The 19980-nt window shown below is 58.3% G+C and carries 23 protein-coding genes; 14 read left to right on the forward strand and 9 right to left on the reverse strand.

Annotated elements, in window-relative coordinates:
* Positions 1-26 precede the first annotated feature (26 nt).
* The 7 genes from dusB to OQH67_RS00825 all read left to right on the forward strand — a co-directional run bounded on the left by dusB (position 27) and on the right by OQH67_RS00825 (position 8510).
* Complete coding sequence (dusB, locus tag OQH67_RS00795) at positions 27-1028, forward strand: tRNA dihydrouridine synthase DusB (RefSeq protein WP_067571601.1); 1002 nt, start codon at positions 27-29, stop codon at positions 1026-1028.
* 220 nt (positions 1029-1248) lie between these two features.
* The gene (locus OQH67_RS00800; RefSeq protein WP_215434964.1) at positions 1249-2895 is read left to right on the forward strand and encodes a GspE/PulE family protein; all 1647 of its coding nucleotides are present in this window, start codon (positions 1249-1251) and stop codon (positions 2893-2895) included.
* A 28-nt stretch (positions 2896-2923) separates the two neighbouring features.
* Positions 2924-4582: a GspE/PulE family protein gene (locus OQH67_RS00805; RefSeq protein WP_067571597.1), complete on the forward strand. Its 1659-nt coding sequence runs from the start codon at positions 2924-2926 to the stop codon at positions 4580-4582.
* A 66-nt stretch (positions 4583-4648) separates the two neighbouring features.
* Entirely contained in the window at positions 4649-5917 is a 1269-nt protein-coding gene (locus OQH67_RS00810; RefSeq protein ID WP_215434963.1) for a type II secretion system F family protein, read from the forward strand.
* 20 nt (positions 5918-5937) lie between these two features.
* Complete coding sequence (locus OQH67_RS00815) at positions 5938-6603, forward strand: prepilin-type N-terminal cleavage/methylation domain-containing protein (protein ID WP_215434962.1); 666 nt, start codon at positions 5938-5940, stop codon at positions 6601-6603.
* Positions 6604-6734: 131 nt separating this feature from the next.
* On the forward strand, positions 6735-7664 hold the full coding sequence (locus tag OQH67_RS00820; protein WP_215434961.1) for a glycosyltransferase family 2 protein: 930 nt from the start codon (positions 6735-6737) through the stop codon (positions 7662-7664).
* Positions 7665-7688: 24 nt separating this feature from the next.
* The gene (locus tag OQH67_RS00825) at positions 7689-8510 is read left to right on the forward strand and encodes a glycosyltransferase family 2 protein (RefSeq protein WP_215434960.1); all 822 of its coding nucleotides are present in this window, start codon (positions 7689-7691) and stop codon (positions 8508-8510) included.
* Positions 8511-8648: 138 nt separating this feature from the next.
* Here the strand turns inward: OQH67_RS00825 and OQH67_RS00830 are convergent, their stop codons facing one another.
* Together OQH67_RS00830 and OQH67_RS00835 are read right to left on the reverse strand one after the other, a co-directional pair.
* A complete protein-coding gene (locus tag OQH67_RS00830; RefSeq protein WP_067571588.1) occupies positions 8649-9104 on the reverse strand; it encodes a nucleoside-diphosphate kinase in 456 nt (151 codons plus the stop codon).
* A gap of 103 nt (positions 9105-9207) precedes the next feature.
* Positions 9208-9990, reverse strand: a complete 783-nt coding sequence (locus tag OQH67_RS00835) for a hypothetical protein (protein WP_215434959.1) — start codon at positions 9988-9990, stop codon at positions 9208-9210.
* A 93-nt stretch (positions 9991-10083) separates the two neighbouring features.
* Between OQH67_RS00835 and OQH67_RS00840 the strand changes: the two genes are divergently transcribed.
* From OQH67_RS00840 to smpB, 3 genes are all read left to right on the forward strand, one after another.
* Positions 10084-10650 (forward strand): pseudouridine synthase, encoded by a 567-nt coding sequence (locus tag OQH67_RS00840; protein WP_215434958.1) that lies wholly within the window; start codon positions 10084-10086, stop codon positions 10648-10650.
* Between the two features lie 72 nt (positions 10651-10722).
* The gene (locus OQH67_RS00845) at positions 10723-10944 is read left to right on the forward strand and encodes a DNA-directed RNA polymerase subunit omega (protein WP_067571584.1); all 222 of its coding nucleotides are present in this window, start codon (positions 10723-10725) and stop codon (positions 10942-10944) included.
* A gap of 93 nt (positions 10945-11037) precedes the next feature.
* Positions 11038-11496 carry an SsrA-binding protein SmpB gene (gene smpB, locus OQH67_RS00850; protein WP_067571582.1) on the forward strand — a complete coding sequence of 153 codons (459 nt, stop codon included), beginning with the start codon at positions 11038-11040 and terminating at the stop codon, positions 11494-11496.
* A gap of 60 nt (positions 11497-11556) precedes the next feature.
* On the opposite strand, the gene OQH67_RS00855 is transcribed toward smpB, so the two are convergent.
* Together OQH67_RS00855 and OQH67_RS00860 are read right to left on the reverse strand one after the other, a co-directional pair.
* Complete coding sequence (locus tag OQH67_RS00855) at positions 11557-11859, reverse strand: hypothetical protein (protein WP_215434957.1); 303 nt, start codon at positions 11857-11859, stop codon at positions 11557-11559.
* A gap of 20 nt (positions 11860-11879) precedes the next feature.
* Positions 11880-12443: a ribonuclease H-like domain-containing protein gene (locus OQH67_RS00860; protein WP_215434956.1), complete on the reverse strand. Its 564-nt coding sequence runs from the start codon at positions 12441-12443 to the stop codon at positions 11880-11882.
* Positions 12444-12523: 80 nt separating this feature from the next.
* Here OQH67_RS00860 and OQH67_RS00865 point away from each other — a divergent pair, with 80 nt between their 5' ends.
* Positions 12524-13000 carry a tRNA (cytidine(34)-2'-O)-methyltransferase gene (locus OQH67_RS00865; protein ID WP_215435020.1) on the forward strand — a complete coding sequence of 159 codons (477 nt, stop codon included), beginning with the start codon at positions 12524-12526 and terminating at the stop codon, positions 12998-13000.
* Positions 13001-13019: 19 nt separating this feature from the next.
* Here the strand turns inward: OQH67_RS00865 and OQH67_RS00870 are convergent, their stop codons facing one another.
* The 3 genes from OQH67_RS00870 to tsaB all read right to left on the reverse strand — a co-directional run bounded on the left by OQH67_RS00870 (position 13020) and on the right by tsaB (position 15626).
* The gene (locus tag OQH67_RS00870; protein ID WP_215434955.1) at positions 13020-13667 is read right to left on the reverse strand and encodes a DUF2238 domain-containing protein; all 648 of its coding nucleotides are present in this window, start codon (positions 13665-13667) and stop codon (positions 13020-13022) included.
* A 73-nt stretch (positions 13668-13740) separates the two neighbouring features.
* Complete coding sequence (locus OQH67_RS00875) at positions 13741-14883, reverse strand: citrate/2-methylcitrate synthase (protein WP_067571573.1); 1143 nt, start codon at positions 14881-14883, stop codon at positions 13741-13743.
* 74 nt (positions 14884-14957) lie between these two features.
* The gene (gene tsaB / locus OQH67_RS00880) at positions 14958-15626 is read right to left on the reverse strand and encodes a tRNA (adenosine(37)-N6)-threonylcarbamoyltransferase complex dimerization subunit type 1 TsaB (protein ID WP_215434954.1); all 669 of its coding nucleotides are present in this window, start codon (positions 15624-15626) and stop codon (positions 14958-14960) included.
* Between the two features lie 125 nt (positions 15627-15751).
* On the opposite strand from tsaB, the gene OQH67_RS00885 reads away from it, so the two are divergent.
* From OQH67_RS00885 to OQH67_RS00895, 3 genes are all read left to right on the forward strand, one after another.
* Complete coding sequence (locus OQH67_RS00885) at positions 15752-16660, forward strand: hypothetical protein (RefSeq protein WP_215434953.1); 909 nt, start codon at positions 15752-15754, stop codon at positions 16658-16660.
* Between the two features lie 80 nt (positions 16661-16740).
* Entirely contained in the window at positions 16741-17262 is a 522-nt protein-coding gene (locus tag OQH67_RS00890; protein ID WP_215434952.1) for a hypothetical protein, read from the forward strand.
* A 116-nt stretch (positions 17263-17378) separates the two neighbouring features.
* Positions 17379-17822: a hypothetical protein gene (locus OQH67_RS00895; protein ID WP_215434951.1), complete on the forward strand. Its 444-nt coding sequence runs from the start codon at positions 17379-17381 to the stop codon at positions 17820-17822.
* A 27-nt stretch (positions 17823-17849) separates the two neighbouring features.
* On the opposite strand, the gene OQH67_RS00900 is transcribed toward OQH67_RS00895, so the two are convergent.
* Complete coding sequence (locus tag OQH67_RS00900; protein ID WP_215434950.1) at positions 17850-18773, reverse strand: hypothetical protein; 924 nt, start codon at positions 18771-18773, stop codon at positions 17850-17852.
* 17 nt (positions 18774-18790) lie between these two features.
* Positions 18791-19567 (reverse strand): hypothetical protein, encoded by a 777-nt coding sequence (locus tag OQH67_RS00905; protein WP_215458827.1) that lies wholly within the window; start codon positions 19565-19567, stop codon positions 18791-18793.
* Between the last annotated feature and the right edge of the window lie 413 nt (positions 19568-19980).

A 19980-nucleotide genomic window follows, 5' to 3' on the forward strand; every position in this document is an offset into this window, starting at 1 on the left:
CCATGTTAGCGTCATTCTAAGGAACCATGACTTTTCCCGGACCCACATCCCCCTTCCCCCTGCCGTTCATCAAAACGGATTTCCCGCTGTTTCTGGCTCCCATGGCCGGGGTGACGGACCCCATTTTCCGCACCATCTGCAAGGAACTGGGAGCGGACGTGATGGTGACGGAGTTCGTTTCCGCGGAAGGCATTCTCCAGGCGTGGGAAAGGAACAGGAGGTACACTAAAATTGAAGAATCGCACCGCCCCATAGGCATCCAGCTTTTCGGTGCGGACGGCGCCCACATGGGGGAAGCCGCCAGAATCATTCTGGACCACGAAAAACCGGATTTCATTGACATCAACTTCGGATGCCCGGTTCCAAAAGTGGTCGGCAAGAATGGAGGGTCCTCCCTGCTGAAAGACCTGCCCCTGCTGGCTTCCGTGGCGGCCGGAGTCGTGAAGGCGGTGGGCGACCGCATCCCGGTCACGGCGAAGATACGCATCGGCTGGGATTTCCAGAACCTGTGCGCGATGGATGCCTGCCGCCTGCTGGAGGATGCGGGCATCTCCATGATCACCATTCACGGGCGCACCCGCTCCCAGCAGTATTCCGGCGCCGCCAACTGGGACATTATTGACGAATGCGCGCGTGCCATGTCCGTCCCGGTCATCGGCAACGGAGACATTGCCACGGCCCAGGCCGCAGCGTATGTGAAGGAGAACACCGCCGTCAGCGGCGTCATGATAGGCCGCGCGGCCATGGAGAACCCGTGGATCTTTGCGGATACTAGGTATTTCCTGCTGCACGGCGTCCTGCCGCCGGCCAGACAGCCCCGGGAGAAAACGGACCTGATTCTGCGCCATACGCGGATGGCCCTGGATTCCGGCCATTACGGCGATGAACTCCACACCATGCGCCACATGAGGTCCCGCATTCTGGCGTACACGAAGGGGTTTCCCGGAGCCAAGGAGATGCGTTCCCGGCTGGTGCGCGTTTCCAGCCTGCGGGAACTGGAGGAACTGCTCTCCGGTCTCCCCCGGTAAACGTGTCGGAAACGGGAAGTTGCCCTTCTTTCATACCCTTCCGCACGCAGCCGGAACGTCCCTGCGGGCAGAAGGCCGGACCCCGTCCCCGTCATCCCTGAAAAAAAATGATCTTTTGAGGGAAGCTAAGTTGACTTTACGCCCGGAACCTGTCAGAAATAGGGGAGTATCCTGCCGATTCGTTCCGGCAGATTTCCAACAATAGAATCCAGAGATCGACGTGTACGCCAACGAATCATATCTCATCGAACTTCTTACGCAGGCCGGGTATTTGAATGAAGAGATTCTTCAATATGCACGCAGCCAAAAATCTCCCACCCAGGACCTGATTGATTTTCTCATTCAATCCAATTACCTCACGGAAGACGTCATCGCGCAGGTGAGCGCCTCCAATTCCCTGCTTCCCGTAGTGGACCTGGGATCCATGCACATACCCCAGGAAGTCAGGGAAATCATCAGTCCGGAACTGGCCCGGCGCTTCCGCGCCATTCCGATTTCCGACGACGGCTTTTCCGTTAATGTGGCCATTGACGATCCGCTGAACCTGGAAACCATGGACAGCCTGCCCCAGCTGCTGGGCCGCGACGTAATTTTCAGCGTAGCCACGCGCAGTGCGGTGGAAAGCCGCCTGAAGGAATTCTACCGGGACATGACCCTTCCGGACGCCGGCAGCGACATCGACGGAGAGGACGGGGACGCCCCCATCATCCGCCTGGTACAGCAGATGCTGGTGGACGCGTTCAGGCTGCGCGCCTCCGACATCCACATTGAACCCATGGAAAACCGGCTCCGCATCCGCTACCGCGTGGACGGCAAGCTGGTGGAAGTAGCCACCCACCCCAAGAAGCTTCTCAGCCCCATCATCGCCCGCCTGAAGGTGATGAGCACCACGATGAGCATTGCGGAAAAACGCATGCCACAGGACGGCCGAATCCAGATGACCATCGGAGACCGCCAGATCGACCTCCGTGTCTCTTCCGTTCCCAGCAACCACGGGGAAAGCATCGTCATGCGTATTCTGGACAAGTCCGCCCTGGTGCTTGGCCTTCCGCAGCTGGGCTTCTTCTCCGACGACGAAGCCGTGTTCGACCGCCTGATCACCCTGCCCGACGGCATCATCCTGGTGACCGGCCCCACCGGTTCCGGTAAAACGACGACGCTGTACGCGTGCCTCAACCACATCAACCGTCCGGACAAAAAGATCATCACGGTGGAAGACCCCGTGGAATACGAACTTTCCGGCATCAACCAGGTGATGGTGAAGGCGGACATCGGCATGACCTTCGCTGCCGCTCTGCGCGCCATGCTGCGCCAGGCTCCCAACATCATCATGATCGGGGAAATTCGAGACATGGAAACGGCCAGTATCGCCATCAACGCCTCCCTGACGGGCCACCTGGTGTTCTCCACCCTGCACACCAATGACGCCCCCAGCGCCGTAGCCCGTCTGGCGGACATCGGCATCAAGCGTTTCCTGATCGCCTCCTCCGTCCGCGCCATCATGGCCCAGCGCCTCGTCCGCAAACTGTGCGACCGCTGCAAGGTGGACGGCAACCTGACGGAAAAGCAGGCCCACACGCTGAACATCGACATGTCCCGCGTCACGCCGGGCCAGATCAAGGCGCCTCACGGCTGCGATTTCTGCCGCGGCGGAGGCTTCAAGGGACGCATGGGCCTATTCGAGATTTTTGAAATCGACGACGAAGTGCGGCGCATGATCAATGAAAACCTCACCTCCCCCCAGTTGCGCAAGCGCGCGCGGGAACTGGGCATGAGAACCCTGAGAGAAGATGGCGTGCGCAAGGTGCTGGCCGGCCTCACCTCTCCGGAAGAAGTGCTGAACGTCACCATGGGAGACGCCAACTGATTTTTCCCCGCAATCCACTCAGAACATTATGGACACCAATCTCACACTGGAACTTTTCATCGGCCGGGGAATGATCGACAAGTCCCTTGCCAAGGACATCAAGGAGGAAATGGCGACCTCCGGCAAGGAACTGCCGGAAGTGCTCGCGGACTTCGGCATCATTGGCAACAAGGACGACATCTGGCAGATGATCGCCAGCGACCTGGGCACGGAATTCATCACGCTGGACAATTTCCAGCCGGACCCCAACGTGCAGAACATGATGCCCGCCACGCTCGTGCGCCTGCACGGCGCCCTGCCCGTACGCTACGGGCCTGAGGGCCTGTACGTCTGCCTGGTGGACCCCCTGAACCCCCAGACGGTGGAAGACCTGCGCTTCGCCCTCGGTCAGGATATCCACGTCCTTGTGGCGCCGGACTACCAGATTACCGACCGCATCAACGAATTGTACGGCGGGGAATCCGCCGCCATGAAGGACCTGATGCAGGAGCTCAACAACATGGAAGTCAGCAATGAGACGGAAGATTCCGCCGCTGCCCCCGTGATCCGCTTCGTGGACCTGGTCATCACCCAGGCCATCAAGGAAAAAGCCTCCGACATCCACTTTGAACCCTTTGAAAAGGAATTCAAAATCCGCTACCGCGTGGACGGCGCCCTCTATGAAATGCAGCCGCCGCCCGTCCACCTGTCCGTCCCGGTCATCTCCCGCGTGAAGGTCATGTCCAACATGAACATCGCGGAACGCCGCGTGCCGCAGGACGGCCGAATTGTCAAGCAGATAGGCGACCGGTCCGTGGACATGCGTGTTTCCACCCTGCCTACCCAGTACGGGGAATCCGTGGTGCTCCGCGTTCTGGACCGCTCCTCCGTGAACCTGAACCTGGACAACTTGGGCCTGCCTCCCCACATCCACGAATACATTCTGGACACGGTCCACAAGCCCAACGGCATCTTCATCGTCACCGGCCCCACCGGCGCCGGGAAAACCACCACGCTGTACGCGGCGCTGAGGGAAATCAACACGATCGACTCCAAGGTGCTGACGGCGGAAGACCCGGTGGAATATGACATTGACGGCATCATCCAGATTCCGATCAATGAAGCCATCGGCCTGGATTTCCCGATGGTGCTCCGCGCCTTCCTGCGACAGGACCCGGACCGCATCCTGGTGGGGGAAATGCGAGACATGGCCACGGCCCAGATCGCCATCCAGGCATCCCTGACGGGCCACCTGGTGCTTTCCACCCTGCATACGAACGACTCCGCCGGGGCCATCACGCGTCTGGTGGACATGGGCTGCGAGCCCTTCCTGGTGGCCGCCTCCCTGGAAGGGGTGCTGGCCCAGCGCCTCGTGCGCACCATCTGCCCGGACTGCCGCACGCCGTACGAACCCTCCTCCAGCATCCTCTCCCAGCTTGGGGTTTCTCCCTACGAACTGGGAGACAAGCACTTCTACACGGGCCGAGGCTGTGACAAATGCTCCAACTCCGGCTACAAGGGCCGGAAGGGCATTTACGAACTCCTGGATATCAACGACACCCTGCGGGACATGATCACGGACCGCGCTCCTTCCGTGGTGCTGAAGCAGAAAGCCATTGAAATGGGCATGTCCACCCTGCGCGAAGACGGCTTGAGGAACATCTACGACGGAAACACCACCATTGAAGAAGTGCTGAAATACACTTAATGGAGCAGCGGAGAGCCACACCACCATTTCACCTATCAAGCAGCGAACACTTAAAAAACAATATATATGCCTAAATATCAATATACAGCACTTGACCATAAAGGCGACCAGAAAACGGGGACCCTGGAGGCCAATTCGGAAGCGGAGGCCATGGAGTCCATCCGGGCGCACGGCCTGTACCCTACCCAGATTGTAGAAGCCGGAAAAGGCAAGCTCCAGGAAACGGGCGCCTCCAAAAAGAAGGCCAAGGGAGCCAAGGGCAAGAAGGGTAAGCTGGGCGGCAGAATCAAGGCCAAGGCCCTGATGATTTTCACCCGCCAGCTCGCCACCCTCATTGATGCGGGGCTCCCCCTGCTCCAGAGCTTGAACGTGCTGGCCAAGCAGGAAGCGAACCCCACCCTGCGCGTGACCATTGAAGCCCTGGGCGATTCCGTGCAGGGCGGCTCCACGTTCTCCGAGGCTCTGGCGCAGCATCCCCGCATTTTCGACCGCCTGTTCGTCAACATGGTGAAAGCCGGGGAACTCGGCGGTGTGCTGGAAGTCGTGCTCAACCGTCTGGCGGAATACCAGGAAAAGGCCCAGAAGCTGAAAAGCAAGGTCATTTCCGCCATGGTGTACCCCTCCATCGTACTGTTCATTGCGGTAGGCATCGTGATCTTCCTGATGCTGGTCATCGTGCCGAAGTTCAAGACCATGTTCGCGGAACAGAACCAGGAACTGCCCGCCATTTCCGAATTTGTATTCGGCATCAGCGACTGGTTCATGGCCGCTCCCTTCTTCGTGCCGAATGCCGTCATTCTGGCGGCCATTGTCGCCATCCTGTACTCCATTTTCGTGGCCATGAGCAAAACGCCCAACGGCCGCCGCAAGATAGACTCCGCCCTGCTGACCATGCCGGTTATCGGCAACGTGCAGAGCAAGAGCGCCATCGCGCGGTTCGCCCGGACCTTCGGCACCCTGGTTACTTCCGGCGTGCCCATCCTTCAGGCGCTCACCATCACGAAGGACACGGCGGGCAACATGATCGTCGGCGACGCCATCGGCCTCATTCACGATTCCGTGAAGGAAGGGGAATCCGTGGTCACGCCCATGTCTTCCTCCAAACTCTTCCCGCCCATGGTGATTTCCATGGTGGACGTGGGTGAAGAAACCGGCCAGCTCCCGGACATGCTCCTCAAGGTTGCGGACGTGTACGACGACGAAGTGGACAACGCCGTGGGCGCCATGACCTCCATGCTGGAACCCATCATGATCGTGTTCCTGGCCGTGGTCGTCGGCGGCATCGTGTTCGCCATGTTCCTGCCCCTTCTCCAGGTCATTGAAAAGATGGGTTAACCCCCTTACGGAAAACGCAGATGAAGATTCGCACTTCATACAGCCGCCTGCGGGCGGCAAGGGGCTTCACCCTCATGGAAATCCTGGTGGTCATGGTCATCATCGTGGTGCTTGCCACATTGACCATCTCCATCTACACATGGCTTGAAACCAGGAAGAACGAGCAGGCCGCGGAATCCATCGTCCGCAAGATTGAAATGGGGCTGTCCAGCTACCATAACGACCACGACCGCTATCCCTACGGAACGGAAGCCCCCTTCCGCAACCACGGGGCAGCCGTGGCGGACGGCGAGGAATTCAGCTCCAACGTCGTTTACATGGCCCTGTTCGGCGACTACAAGAATGAAGGCGCTCCCGCCAGGGACGCCACCATCTACAACGATGAGATGAACCCCGGCACCCAGCCCAAGAGCAACCCGCTTGTCCGGCAGATCACCGTGACCAAGGCCGGGCAGCAGGTGCCCCTGTACATCCTGACGGACCCGTGGGGCTCCCCCTACCGATACCGCCTGGGCAGTGAGCAGGCCCTCCCCACCAAGTCCGCCAGCGCCAAAAACCTGAAGATGGGAACGGGACAAAACCCGGATTACGACTTCTGGAGCTTCGGCAAGGACGGGGACAGCGACCTGAGAGATCCGCGCGCACCTGAAAACCAGGACGACATCGGCAACCTGCCCAAATTCTAAAATCCGGTCTTTTTCCCGGTCGAACGGTTTCCGGCAGCCTTTCCCTTCCGGCGGGGGAAAGGCTGTTGTGCGTCCAGAACACTTATTTTCTGGAATCCGCAGGGGGCCAGGCGTATGCTGTGGGCATTGGTATGAAGCGCATTTCCCTGATTATTCCCTGCCTGAATGAAGAACAGGCCATTCCGGAATTCAAGAAAGAAGTGGACCGGGTGTTCAGCGAACACTTGAACGGCTATGAGAGGGAACTCATCTTCGTGGACGACGGGTCCACGGACCATACCCTGCAAACGATCAAGGAGCTGGCGGCGGAGTCACCGGAAATAAGATTCATCTCCTTTTCCCGCAACTTCGGAAAGGAGGCGGCCATCTACGCCGGACTGGAAGCCGCTACGGGCGATTATGCCGCCGTGATGGACGTAGACCTGCAGGACCCGCCCTCCCTGCTCCCGGACATGCTCGCGGCCATTGAGACGGAAGGGTACGACTGCGCCGGCACGCGCCGGACCACCCGGGAAGGGGAACCCGCGCTGCGCTCCTTCTTTGCCCGCGCCTTTTATAAAACCATCAACAGGATTTCAGACACGCATATCGTGGACGGAGCCCGGGACTACAAGCTGATGACGCGCCCCGTTCTGGAAGCCCTGCTCTCCCTCAAGGAATACAACCGTTTTTCCAAAGGGCTGTACGAATGGGTGGGATTCCGCACCAAATGGTTTGAATATGAAAATGTGGAGCGTGTAGCGGGAAAAACCAAATGGTCCTTCTTCAAGCTCTTCCTGTATTCCATTGAAGGAATTGTCGCGTTTTCCACGGTTCCTTTGGCGCTGGCGTCCATCATCGGGGTGATGCTCTCTTTCATCTCCTTCCTTTCCATCATCGTCCTGATGGTACGGGAACTCATCTGGCACCATTCCGCCTACGGCTGGACCTCCATGGTCTGCGTCTTCTGCCTGATGGGCGGCATCATCCTGCTGTGCCTGGGCATTCTGGGCCAATACCTGGCCAAGACTTATACGGAAGTGAAAAGACGCCCCATTTACATAGCCAGAGAACGTTCCTGAGCATCTGAACCACCATTTTCCCCCATGGACACGGAACCGGATTTCTCCATCGTCACCCCCAGTTTCAACTACGCCTCCTACGTCCGGGAATGCATTGAAAGCGTCCTCAGCCAGAAAGGGGCTACCTTTGAACACATCATCCAGGATGCGGGCTCCACGGACGGCACACTGGATATTCTGCGGGAATATCCCCACTTGAAACTGCATGTGGAAAAGGACTCCGGCATGTCGGAAGGCATCAACAAAGGCTTCCTCAAGGCCCGCGGCAAGTGGGTCATGTGGCTGAACACGGACGACAGGCTTCTTCCGGGAGCCCTGGCCGCCATCAAGTCTTTTGCCAATTCCCGCCCGGATGCGGACGTCGTGTACGGCGCCTGGAACTTCATCGGCCCGGACGGCGGCATTCAGCGTTCCATGAAAGCCCTGCCGTACAGCCTGAACATGCATATCTGGTACGGCACCTATCTGGCGTCCACAGCCCTGTTCCTGCGCCGTTCCACAACCATTGACGAAGGAATCCTGCTGGACGAGCGCTTCCATTACGACATGGACGGGGAATATTACGCGCGGCTGGGACGGGCCGGCAAGAAATTTGCCCATTACAACAAATTGCTGGCGGACTTCCGCTGGCACGGGGACAATCTGAGCGCGCCCAACGTGGAACGCCGGGACATGGATTCCGAACTGAAACGCCAAAGGCAGCACGGAGAAGATGCCGCCATCAAGCGCGTTTACGGCTATTCCTTCTCCAGGCAAAGTTACAACAACATCATGGACGGCTTTCTCCGCGAAGCCTACCGCCTGAAAAAGGCGTTCCTGTACCTGACCACCCCCTGGGAAAAATAGCCGCCCTGCCCTGTTCCCGGCGGTCGCCGCATGGCGCCAGGAAAACGGCTGGCATTTCTGCCAAGGCACTCCCTTTATAAAACAGGGCCGCACCGGCAAAAGCGGATGCGGCCCCGAATAACCGGATGATGAAATTTTTTAATTGAGGCTGTCGAACAGTTCCTCTTCCTTGAAAAACCTCTTCAATTCTATTTCCGCTGACTCGCAGCTGTCGGAAGCATGACACACGTTCATCATGCTGTCCGTTCCGTAATCGCCGCGGATAGTGCCCTTGTCGGCCTTCTGGGAATTGGTGGGCCCCAGCAGTTCCCGCACGCGGACGATGACGCCCGGCCCTTTCAGCGCAATGGCGATGACGGGAGAGCTAGTCATGAAATCAAGCAGCTTGGGGAACAGGGGCTCCCCATTGACGACAAGGTCCAGGATATGGGCGTAATGTTCCCGGAGAATGGGTTCATCAAGCTGAATCATCTTTATGCCGCGCAAGCGAAACCCTTCAGACAGCAAGCGTTTCAGGATGGTGCCGGAAAGATTTTTCCGTACGCAGTCGGGTTTCAATAAAATCAGCGTAGTTTCTTCTTTGGTGTTTGGCATAAATTCAGCGAAGTCTTAGAATGAGTGAGGGAATTACACCCTAAACCGCGACAGGTCAAGGATAATTACACGCCCGGAACGTTATCGGAACGGGGATATTCCGTCACAGACCCTTCTTGTAGGTGTCGCAGCGGTTCTTCCATCCGGCCAGCCAGCGAGCCTCGCCCCGCCCGGGAGGGCTGTTGTCCACCCGCCGTTGAAGCACCCTCTTGGCCGCTTCCGCAAATTCAACCGCGGCCGGCTGGCCGGGGGAAGCCGGGCGCATTTCCTCCAGAACCTGCCTGAGCCCCCAGCCTTGCCCGCGGTACTGTTCCGCGGGATTCGTGCCCTCCCCCTTGAAATTGACGTAGTCGATCAAGGCATACATGCCATTGGGCGCCGACGCCACGGCATTGTACCTGGCCGCCATTTCACTGGGGCGGCGGGACTGTTTCCTGATGCGGTCCAGGGCCGCCAGAGAACGGTTGATGATAAAATCCGTCTGCATTTGGAGGGCCGCCGGACTGGACAGCCACTGGCGCATGCGGTCCGGAAGACCTCCCCGGACATCCGCCCTGATAAATTCCTCACGGGTTTTCCACGGCGCGGAGCCGTAACACCATTCAGGCAGGCGGGCCCCCCTTTTCCTGCAAAACTCGACAAATGGAGGGAAACTCTCTTCAAACTTCTCCCGGACTCCGGCCGGGAACCAAATAAAATGCCCTATGCCCAGGGATGGAAAAGCCTCTCCGCGGTTCCAGGACACCAGCCCCCTGACGGTTCCGGAACACTCGTTCTGCCAGATCTTCCGCGCTATCTTCCCTTTCACTTCCGCCGCATCGGGAGCGGCCTGCACCCATCCGACGAGGCAACAGGCCAATATGCAGCCCAGGATTCTTCCTTGCATGGGCACACTTTCAGGCCGGAGGGAAGGCAAGTCAAGCCGCTTCCATTTCTCGTGCCAAAGCTTCCGGAACATGATAAACTGCGCACGCACCGCATGATTCTGGCTTTCAACAAACCCTACGGAGTGCTTTCCCAATTCACACGGGAGGCGCCCCACCACAGGACTCTGGCTGAATTCGGATTTCCGCCGGGCGTCTATCCCGTAGGCCGCCTGGACTCGGATTCGGAAGGGCTCCTGCTGCTCTCCGATGAAAAAAAGCTGGTGGACCGCCTGCTGAATCCGCGGAACAGGCATCCCAGAACGTACTGGAGCCAGGTGGAGGGCAGACCTTCCCCGCGGGACCTGCTCCCGCTGGAACGCGGCGGCATCCTCATCCGGGACTACCGCACCCTGCCGTGCCGCGCACGCATCATTCCCGGAGAACCGGACGTCCCGCCGCGGGAACCGCCCGTCCGCTACCGGGCCAATATTCCGACTGCATGGCTGGAGCTCACGCTGGTGGAGGGCAAAAACCGCCAGGTGCGGCGCATGACCGCCGCCATGGGTTTTCCTACGCTCAGACTCCTGCGTGTCAGGATAGGGAATTTGCCGCTGGACGGCCTGGAGCCGGGCACATGGAAGGAGCTGTCGCCGAGTGAACGGCAGGCCGTCATGCCGTAATATGGGGTTGATTTTTCCCGAAAAAAACATTTATATGTTTTCCCGCATCAGGATATCCTACATCTATTTTACATGAAAGCCGAACTTGTCGAACAAGCCTCCAAAATCATTCCCGAGCCCCAGCTGCTGATCAACGTGGTTTCCCGCCGCGTCGCCCAGCTCAACAGCGGCCGTGCTCCGCTGATTCCCACCACGCCCCATATGGGAAACGCGAACATCGCCCTGACGGAGATCATTGAAGGCAAGCTTGTCTATCACGTTCCCTCCGATACCCTGCAGGAGGCCGCCCAGTAACTCCCGCTGCCCCCTCCCGTTCCCATCCGGAACCCATCCCCTTCATCAAGCCCCCGGTTCTTCTGGCCCGGGGCTTTTTCATCCCCGCCGAACATGAGCGCAGACATATCCTCCAACAAAAAAGCCCGCCGGGACTACGAAATCCTGGATACCTGCGAATGCGGGCTGGAACTCAAAGGCACGGAAGTCAAATCCATCCGTGCCGGAAAGGTGAACATTTCCGATGCATTCGCCAGAGTGGAAAACGGCCAGATGCTCCTGTACGGTTGTGACATCCAGCCGTGGGAGACGGCCGGGGAATTTTTCCAGCACAAGGCGCGCCGCCCCCGACGGCTGCTGCTCCACAAGCGGGAAATCTTCAAGCTGGAACAACAGGTCTCCCAGAAGGGCTGTTCCCTCGTAGCCCTCAAGCTGTACTGGAAAAACGGCAAGGTCAAGCTGGCCCTGGGGCTGGGCAAGGGCAAGACCCACCGCGACCAGCGCTACGACCTCAAGGCCCGCGTGGAAATGCGGGAAGCCCAGCGGGAGGTGGCCCGCATCAACAGGCGGTAAGGATTGCCGCCCCTTTTCTTCAGCCTGCTTTTCAGGCGGGATGCATCACCGTTCTCAGCATTATCGCAGCACAACGTTCAGCGGTCCCCACAGCACGGAAAAATAAATAAGGGAAGTCATTCCATACACCAGAAGGCATACCAGAACCATTAGCCACAAACCTTTCCGGAGCAGAAGAATGCACGCCAGCAGCCCAAAAAGGCAGTGGAAAAGCAGCAGCACGGAGAAGAGAACAATCACCATGCCATTGAACGCAGCCGGTTCAAAGATATGGAAACCTACCCCCTCAAGAATACCCACGCCGGGAAGCCCCAGAGGGATCAGCCACATGTAACGGTCCAGCCATTTCCACATCCCGTTCATGCCATGCGGATGGAAAGGGGCTACAGCTTCCAGTCCACGGGCAGTTCCACGGTGCCCCCTTTCTTGTCGTCATAGCGAATGAAGCCGTGTTCCGCTCCGTACCAGTGGACGTCGCGGGTAACCTTCACGTCAAAACAGCAGTAGCGCGCTATGTCCATCAGCAGTTCCACATTCCCGGTCTTTACGTAATCCGCCCACCACTTGAGAGCCTGGGTGCCCACCGCCGTCTTGGAGGAGCCGATGGAGGCCGCGGCCACGGAATCCAGCTTGACGCGGACCCCGCCGCGCTGCTCAATATCCCGGCACAGGTCCAGATTGTTCGTGATGTCCGCCATGTTCCACATCGTATAACGCTGGAGTACGCCGTAGTCGAAGTGTTCGTGGTTGTAGCCCACCACCAGGTCCGCCTGGCGGAGCTGCGTGATGAGATCGTCCACCATTTCCTCGGAATAAATCGCGTATTTGCCGGAAGCGGTGGAATAAGTCACGCCCACGGACATGCGCATCTCGGCCGTGTTGTGCCAGCCTCCCACCTCCGCAGCGGAGTGGCGGGTTTCCAAGTCAAAATACACGATGTCTCTCATCGGAGGGAAAGGTACATTATTTGTTTCTCTGGAACAAGTCTCTCTTGAAAGGAAAGGCCGTTTATGATGAGATCAGCCGCATGCCGCCGCGCTTCAACATCGTCATGTTTCATCCGGAAATCCCCCACAATACCGGGGCCGCCGGGCGTCTGGCGCTGGCTACGGGCTCCAGGCTGCACCTGGTCAAGCCGCTGGGGTTCAGCCTGGATGAAAAACATGTGAGGCGCACGGGGCTGGACTACTGGGAAAAAGTGGACTTGCGCGTCTGGGAAAACCTGGAGGAATTACAGCAGAACGCCGGTCCGGAAGCGCGCTTCTGGTACCTGAGCACCAAGGCGAAGCGGACGCACTGGGAGGCGGAATTCCGCCGGGGGGACTATCTGGTCTTCGGCCAGGAATCCAGGGGATTGCCGGAAAGCATGCTGAAAGAGCATGCGGACGCCGCCCTGACCATACCCATGCCGGGGGAAGGCTCCCGAAGCCTGAATCTCTCTACGGCCGTAGCCGTCGTCCTGTATGAAGGGCTGCGGCAAACGGGCGGACAAAACGGCCTTTGACATCCTCCGGTCCTGCCGATCAGGCATCCCTGCCGCCGCACATGTCCATCAGGCCGGGCGCGCCGCCGTCTTTCTCCCTCCCCCGCCCTTTCCAGGGACGCACCAGATAAAAAAGCGCAAGAGACGCAATGGCGCCGCAGGTATCGCAGAACATGTCCTTCTGGGCATCCCAGACATCGCCCTGGGAACCGAGGAAATCGTTGGCGTCATTCCCTCCGACAATGACCGCATACTGCCATTCGATAATTTCATAGGCCGCCGCCACGGCCATCACGAAGAAAAGGCCGAAAATCCCTGCCAGAATCTTGCCCGCGTACTGCTTGCGCACCAGGTATTCCGCCACGGGGAAGGCATAAAAGCCCACCGTGAAGTGAGCTATGCGGTCAAAAGGGTTCCTGTGCGCGCCCACCAGTTCCCGGAACCATTCGAAAGGAACTTCCGCAAACGTGTAATGGGCGCCTACCGTGTGGCACGCCAGCCAGAAAAACATCAGCGTGTAGGACCAGTTGCTGAAACGGAAGGTCCGGGACCATATTGTCAGAACCGCTGCCGCCAGAACCACGGGAATCACCTCCGCCACCCAGACGGACCGGGAGGCCGGGGATATGCCCATCACAAGGAACAACAGGAGGAAAACCGCCAACAGAAAACAGGGATACTTCTTCATGAGAGAGTGGCAGTCATCATACGAAAAAGACGCCGGAATTCAATCTCCGGCGTCCTCTCCATGGAAAAATGCCCTACCGCATGTCGATCGTGGGAACGGGAATGCGGTCCTTGGGCCCCGTGTACAGGGTCAGGGGCCTGTAAAGCGTATTGTCCTCCATCTGTTCCAGAACCTGGGCCACCCACCCGGAACAGCGGGCGATGGAGAAAATGGCCGTAAACAGCCTGGTGGGAATGCCGATGCTGTAATAAACCGTGGCGGAATAAAAATCCACGTTCGCATTGAGTCCCTTGCGTTCACGGACAAGCTTGGCGATGCGTTCCGACATGCGGATCCACTTGGGTTCCCCTATTTTGGAGGAAAGGCGGATGGCCATGCGGCGCAGATGCGGCGCGCGGGGGTCCAGAACGCGGTAAACGCGGTGCCCCATGCCCATGATCTTCTCCTTGCGGGAAAGCTTGTCCTCAATATAGGAATCCACTCCGTCTTCCGTACCTATCTCCTTGAGCATCTCAATCACGCCCTCATTGGCGCCCCCGTGCAGCGGGCCTTTCAGGGTGCCGATGGCCGCGGTAATCGCGGAATACATGTCGGAAAGGGTGGCGATGCACACGCGCGCGGCAAAGGTGGAGGCGTTCATGCCGTGGTCCGCGTGTAGAATATAGGCCACGTCCAGAATATGGGCTTCATCCGGATTGGGCTCCTCACCCTTCAGCAACCACAGGAAATGTTCGGATTCGCTCAGGTCCTCCCGCACGGGCGGCAGGTCCAGCCCCTGGCACAGGCGGTAGTAATACGCCACCATCACGGGCACCTTGGCAATCAGGCTGAGGCCTATCTCCTTCAACTGGCCGGGGTCCTTGGTACGGTCGTCGTACATGCCCAGCATGGAAACCGCCGTCCGGAGGGCGGACATGGGACGGGCGGACTTGGTAGCGGTCTTGAAAAAGTCGAGAACGGGCTGGGGAAGATCGCGGTCCGAACGGAGGCGGTTCTTGATGCCTTCCAATTCATCCCGGTTGGGAAGACGCTTGTTGAGGAGCAAATAAACGACTTCCTCAAAACAGCACATTTCCACAAGATCATCAATATCGTATCCCAGATACAAAAGGCGCCCTTCCTCACCGCGCACATCACTCAAAGCGGATTCGTTGGCGATGATGCCTTTTAATCCTTTGGGGTATGTGCGTCGTTCAGAAAAAGTGTCATTGCTCATGGTTTAAAAAATACTACTAGTGATGAAGATTACCGATTAAAAGTCTAACAATCTTCCAGAAAGTCAAACCCTAATTACGCCTTCACGGCCCAGGCGGGGCGTTTGGAGGAAGTGATGTGGGGAGCCCGGACATACAGCGGTTCCGCCGGAGCCGCCAGAAGTTCCTCCCGACGCACCGTGTCCAGAGCCATCCAAGCGGAACCCAGCGCTTCCGCGTGCGGCAAAACGGGCACGACGCCCTCCATGCCCCTGGCGGCCAGGGTTCCGGCGGCCTCCGTGGAATACACGGGAACTCCGGTCTCCAGGCATTCCCTCACCCGGGCTGCGGCCTGCTCACCGGGCAGCACTTCCGGGGCGCCCTCCAGCACTCCGGCAGTCACGCGAGCCCATGCCCAGCCTCCGCGGCGGGCGTCCGACATCACGCAGGCCAGCGGAGCATGGATGCCGAGGCCGTTCCATGAACTGAACGCCGCCACGCGCGAACCATGCACCAGGGACAGGCCGTCCGCCACGGCCAGCGCCACGCGGATTCCACCGTAGGAACCGGGACCGGAACCCACCACGATTTCCGCCAGACGGCGGCCTTCCAGGGAATCCAGAACCTGGCGCACGGCCTGAAAAATGGCTGAGGAATGATTGCGTTCCGCCTCCCATTCCACACGGTACAACAGGGCTCCTCCGGCCCATGCCGCGGCGGAAGGCCGCGCACAGGAAGTTTCCAGGACCAGAAGCGCCTCTTGCATGTGGCGAATCATACAACAGGGAGGAGCGTTCATAAAACATTTTTTGCCCCTCTTTTCCGAAGAACCAAATTTGGTTCGCCTTCCGCCGGAAATCCGGCTATCCTGAACCCGCACCTTTCCACCGCATGCCCAAGGCACCAAAATACACACCGGAACGCCGCGACTGGCGCCGGTATGCAGAAACCGCCAGCCGGCCGCTCTCCGCGGCAAGCCTCCGCAGCATGATGAGGCAATGCAACCGGGACGCCTGGGACAAGACACACCGCGCCCAGGTTACGTCCGACTGCTGGGAGGATGAATACGAAGACTTCTCTTTCATGGACCTGCCCCGGAAAACCCGGTTCGTCAGGCACGCGGTGGCCACCTTCCTGCTCCTGCCGCTGGCCCTCATCACGGCCATGTCCCTGTGCGACCAGCTCGCCCACGCGTCGGGCAGCCTCAACATTCTTTTCTCCATTCCGGTCTGGTACGCCCTGATGGGCGCGGCCGTCTGGATCGTGCTGGGTTGCAGCAGGCTGTTCACCACTTCCCTGCTCTACCTGTACGTGCTGGGCCATGAACTGACGCACGTGCTGGCGGTCTATTGCAGCCGGGGTTCCGTCAGCAAATTCAACGCCTCCCTGGACGGCGGCTACATTCAAACGGACAAAAACAATCTGTTTATCTCCCTTTCCCCCTATTTCCTGCCCCTTTGGGGCATGTTGTGGGGCTTGGTCTGGGGAATCGTTCATATCTTCTGGCCCACCATCACCTGCGAGGCCCTACTCTACTCCGGCCTGGGGTTCTGGTGGTGCTTCCATCTGTTCTGGACGGCATGGATCATTCCCAAGGACCAGCCGGACCTGGCCGGCAACGGAACCTTCTTCTCCCTGATCCTCGTTTACTTTGCCAACCTGCTTCTATTCCTGGGCCTCCTGCGCCTGTTCAATGCGGTAAGCATCAACAGATTCCTGGCCGACTGCCTTCATAATGCGGAACGGCTGTGGGACACGGCCAGGGACCTGGCCCTGTTTACGGCGGGACTGTTCCTGTAAAAAACACCTCTTCCCGTGCGGGGAATGATGAACGGCGGAAGCCGGAAAGGAATCCAATAATTCAGAACAAAGGAGTTCCCATGCACACCACACACTTGATTGCCCTGTCCCTGGCCGCCGCCCTGGTGGCCTGCAACCCCAAGGAAACCGTGAAGGCCCTGACCTCCGACCAGAACGTCACCCAGGAAATGGCCGTAAGATTTGCGGAAAACATGGTCGGCCTTCCGCGGGCGCTCGTTGTCTCGGAAGCCAGAAAAGCCGCCCCCGGTGAAAAAGTCACCGTGAAAGGGGCTGTTCTGGGTGAAGAACCCGTCTTTGCGGAAAACATCGCCTCATTCACCATTGGAGACCCTGCCCAACTTCTGGCCAACATGCAGGAACACGGAACATGGACTGCCGACAGCGTCCCCGTGGAAATCAGGAGGGACAACACGATGACCGTCCAATTCGTGGACGAGCAGGGCAACCCGATCAAGCAATCCGCCAAGGGCGTCAACGGACTGAAGGAACGTGACGCGGTCATCATCACCGGAACCATTGACCCCCATTCCACCTCGGAACGCCCCGTGCTCAACATTGAAAGCATCGTGATTGAAAAATAAACTTTCCGTGCCAAACCCTGATTCATGTCAACGGTTCAGGCGTGTTGCGCCTGGACCGTTTTCCGCATCAGCATCCGGGCATGGGATTTGATCCGATATCTTTAGGAATGATAGCCATGGCAGCCACCTCCGTTGCGGCGGGAACCGCTTCCGCCGCCGCACAGAAAAAAAGCGCGGAAGCGACTAAAAAAGCGGCGGACGCGAATGCCGCCACGCTGAGGAACGAGGCGCAGCTCCAAAAACAGACGGGTCTGGAAAACGTCAGGCGCATGCAGAAAGACGCCGCACGGCAAATGGGGGAAGCCCGGCTGGACGCCGCACAATCCTCCCTGCTCAGGGAAGGGTCCGTGCCGGTACGGGAACAGGCCCTGGCTATGCGGCTCCAGACCCAGATTCAGGATGAGGCGGCGCAAGCCATGAGAAACGCGCAAGCCCTGTACAACCGGGCGGACATGGAACAATACATGGGCCGCTCCAATGCCAGGGCCCAGAAAACGGCGGCAGCGGGCACCCTGCTCTCCGGCTTCGCGCAAGGAGGCAACTCCCTGCTTAAATGGTAAGCTGCCGCCCCTTGAGGACAAAAAACCTCAGCGGGCAATCCTTCCCGCTTCCGCAACGTCCGCCGGAGCGGGAGGGAAATCCGGCATGACGCCGCCTATACCCACCCGCAAATCCGCCGGAATCGTCATCCAGCGAACCGTCCCCTGGTACAGGACTTCCACATTCACAAACTTGACGGAAGAATCAAACAGGTAGGACCTGCCTATACCTCCATGGTCCATGTGCTGGAACGTAGGCCTGGGCGTTATCCTTTTCCCATCCAAATCGTGAAACAAAAAACCCCTCGGGTGGAAAATGCTGTTGGAATACACCATGAACCTCCAGTTCGTGCCCGGAACCTTGTCCAGATGCGGAACTTTATCTTCCTTATTCCTGGTCACCTTCATGAGCACCTTGCCCAGCTTGGAAACATCCACGACATCCAGAATGCCCATACCCTCCCTTACGGAAACGGGATCAGTCATGGAAACAGTACTCCCGGACTCTTTCAATTCAACTATTCCGAAATCCAGAATCTCCAGTTTCTCGCTGATGGGAAAAATAAAATTCCCCTTCAGCTCAAACCAGCGGGGCGTATCGGAGGCGGGCAGAACGACCTCCAGCATCACCTCCACGCCCACCAGCGGCCTGTCCTTGACAGAAAACCCGGAAAGCTCCGTTCTCGTAATCTCCAGTTCCGTTCCGTCGGAACCGGTCACCGTTAAATCCTGATCCGCCCGTTCCATCCCAAGCATCCCGGACCCAGGAAATACGCAGCGCAGCAGCATCTGGCACACCCGGTAATCATCGCCGTGCCTGTTGTTGCGTTTCTGGAATCTCAGGGAAGCCAGCTCCACGTAAATCTTTTCGCCTTCATCTTCCCCGGCGGGGGCAATCTGCGGCAGGGCATCGGAAGCCGCCAGGAGCGCGGAACTCCAGCAGACGGCCAGTAATATTCCCGGTAATTTCATTTCAGCATCAACACGGGTCACGGAGCCATCATGCCTCCCGCTCCGATTCTTAAATCCAGGGGAACCTGCCGCAAGGCAACCTTGTTCCAATAGGACACCGTCACCTTCAGGGAACGGATCTTCTCCGGTACGAGGTACCCTGTCTCCCAAAATCTGCTTTTTCCACTTTCCTGCCCGGAACCGGGAAAAAAGCTGCTTCCCTGTCTCCACGCATACTCCGGAAGGACCATCCCCTCCTCGTCCCTGACAAGGAACGAACTAAAATGGAAATCCATATCCCCTTCCACCTTCAATCCCCAGGCCTCCGGATATTTCTTCAGGGAAAGAGTCACCTCTTTTCCAGAAGAATCCGGAAGCGGAACCCGTACCCTCGCCTCCTCTTTCTCCAGGAAAAACGTCACCGGGTCCAGCTCCGCGGTCTCTTCTCCAAAGGCGCAGAGCAGGCTTCCCCGCAGGCGCACCCACTCGGCAGAAGAATCCGGAGCCGGAGAACGCATGCAAATCCTGACGGGATCTCCATGAAAAGGCCGCTGGCTCTTTTCCGACTCCGAACAAACATGGGAAATCTTCAGCACGTTTCCGCTGGAATCCGTACAGGTGATGTCTTCCGTATTCTGTTCGTAATAAACGGGAGCCCCAAGCTGGTCTTCATAACGGCACAGCAGCCTCAGCATCATCACGGGTGGGCGCAGGGAAAAACGCAAGGCAGGGCGCACATCCATGCCGCACAACTCCAGGCGCGGATGGCCCAGCAGCGCCGCTGTGGGAGCAGGACAGCCGGCTTCCACCGCCATGCAGGAAAAAATACATGCACACAGCGCCTTCATGGGAGAGAACGAGGCGCAATCTAACAAACAGCCAAAAACAGGCAAGAAAAAAGATCAACCCTTTCCAACATGCAAAGGCGTCCCCGGCAGCCATGACATCCTATAAAACTTCCAGAATCTTTTCCTGTTCGTTCTGTAAATTGCATGCTTCATTAAAACTTCATCATCTTCGTAAATGAACTTTTCTTCCGTATCGCACTGGATGGCCATTCCTTCTCGTTTCTTATTTCAGTCATAAAGGTGTTCATATCCTGTAAACTGGACAAGGCGGAGTCAGTATTTGCACTATCTATGGCTGCATGCCATCACACCGGCTTATCCCAGCCAAGTCATTTGTCCGCATCTCAACTTCCACAGATATTGCCTGTGGTAACAATACC

The sequence above is a fragment of the Akkermansia biwaensis genome, assembly GCF_026072915.1.
Classification (GTDB): Bacteria; Verrucomicrobiota; Verrucomicrobiia; order Verrucomicrobiales; family Akkermansiaceae; genus Akkermansia; species Akkermansia biwaensis.

Coding starts and splice junctions, on each gene's coding strand:
- OQH67_RS00830 (WP_067571588.1), bottom strand. CDS start 9,104: ATGCCAAACACCAAAGAAGAAACTACGCTGATTTTATTGAAACCCGAC.
- OQH67_RS00905 (WP_215458827.1), bottom strand. CDS start 19,567: ATGGCGGTGGAAGCCGGCTGTCCTGCTCCCACAGCGGCGCTGCTGGGC.
- OQH67_RS00875 (WP_067571573.1), bottom strand. CDS start 14,883: ATGAGCAATGACACTTTTTCTGAACGACGCACATACCCCAAAGGATTA.
- OQH67_RS00845 (WP_067571584.1), top strand. CDS start 10,723: ATGAAAGCCGAACTTGTCGAACAAGCCTCCAAAATCATTCCCGAGCCC.
- OQH67_RS00815 (WP_215434962.1), top strand. CDS start 5,938: ATGAAGATTCGCACTTCATACAGCCGCCTGCGGGCGGCAAGGGGCTTC.
- OQH67_RS00810 (WP_215434963.1), top strand. CDS start 4,649: ATGCCTAAATATCAATATACAGCACTTGACCATAAAGGCGACCAGAAA.
- OQH67_RS00835 (WP_215434959.1), bottom strand. CDS start 9,990: ATGCAAGGAAGAATCCTGGGCTGCATATTGGCCTGTTGCCTCGTCGGA.
- OQH67_RS00805 (WP_067571597.1), top strand. CDS start 2,924: ATGGACACCAATCTCACACTGGAACTTTTCATCGGCCGGGGAATGATC.
- OQH67_RS00885 (WP_215434953.1), top strand. CDS start 15,752: ATGCCCAAGGCACCAAAATACACACCGGAACGCCGCGACTGGCGCCGG.
- OQH67_RS00825 (WP_215434960.1), top strand. CDS start 7,689: ATGGACACGGAACCGGATTTCTCCATCGTCACCCCCAGTTTCAACTAC.
- OQH67_RS00895 (WP_215434951.1), top strand. CDS start 17,379: ATGGCAGCCACCTCCGTTGCGGCGGGAACCGCTTCCGCCGCCGCACAG.
- OQH67_RS00890 (WP_215434952.1), top strand. CDS start 16,741: ATGCACACCACACACTTGATTGCCCTGTCCCTGGCCGCCGCCCTGGTG.
- smpB (WP_067571582.1), top strand. CDS start 11,038: ATGAGCGCAGACATATCCTCCAACAAAAAAGCCCGCCGGGACTACGAA.
- OQH67_RS00840 (WP_215434958.1), top strand. CDS start 10,084: ATGATTCTGGCTTTCAACAAACCCTACGGAGTGCTTTCCCAATTCACA.
- OQH67_RS00900 (WP_215434950.1), bottom strand. CDS start 18,773: ATGAAATTACCGGGAATATTACTGGCCGTCTGCTGGAGTTCCGCGCTC.
- tsaB (WP_215434954.1), bottom strand. CDS start 15,626: ATGCAAGAGGCGCTTCTGGTCCTGGAAACTTCCTGTGCGCGGCCTTCC.
- dusB (WP_067571601.1), top strand. CDS start 27: ATGACTTTTCCCGGACCCACATCCCCCTTCCCCCTGCCGTTCATCAAA.
- OQH67_RS00860 (WP_215434956.1), bottom strand. CDS start 12,443: ATGAGAGACATCGTGTATTTTGACTTGGAAACCCGCCACTCCGCTGCG.
- OQH67_RS00865 (WP_215435020.1), top strand. CDS start 12,524: ATGCCGCCGCGCTTCAACATCGTCATGTTTCATCCGGAAATCCCCCAC.
- OQH67_RS00855 (WP_215434957.1), bottom strand. CDS start 11,859: ATGAACGGGATGTGGAAATGGCTGGACCGTTACATGTGGCTGATCCCT.
- OQH67_RS00870 (WP_215434955.1), bottom strand. CDS start 13,667: ATGAAGAAGTATCCCTGTTTTCTGTTGGCGGTTTTCCTCCTGTTGTTC.
- OQH67_RS00820 (WP_215434961.1), top strand. CDS start 6,735: ATGAAGCGCATTTCCCTGATTATTCCCTGCCTGAATGAAGAACAGGCC.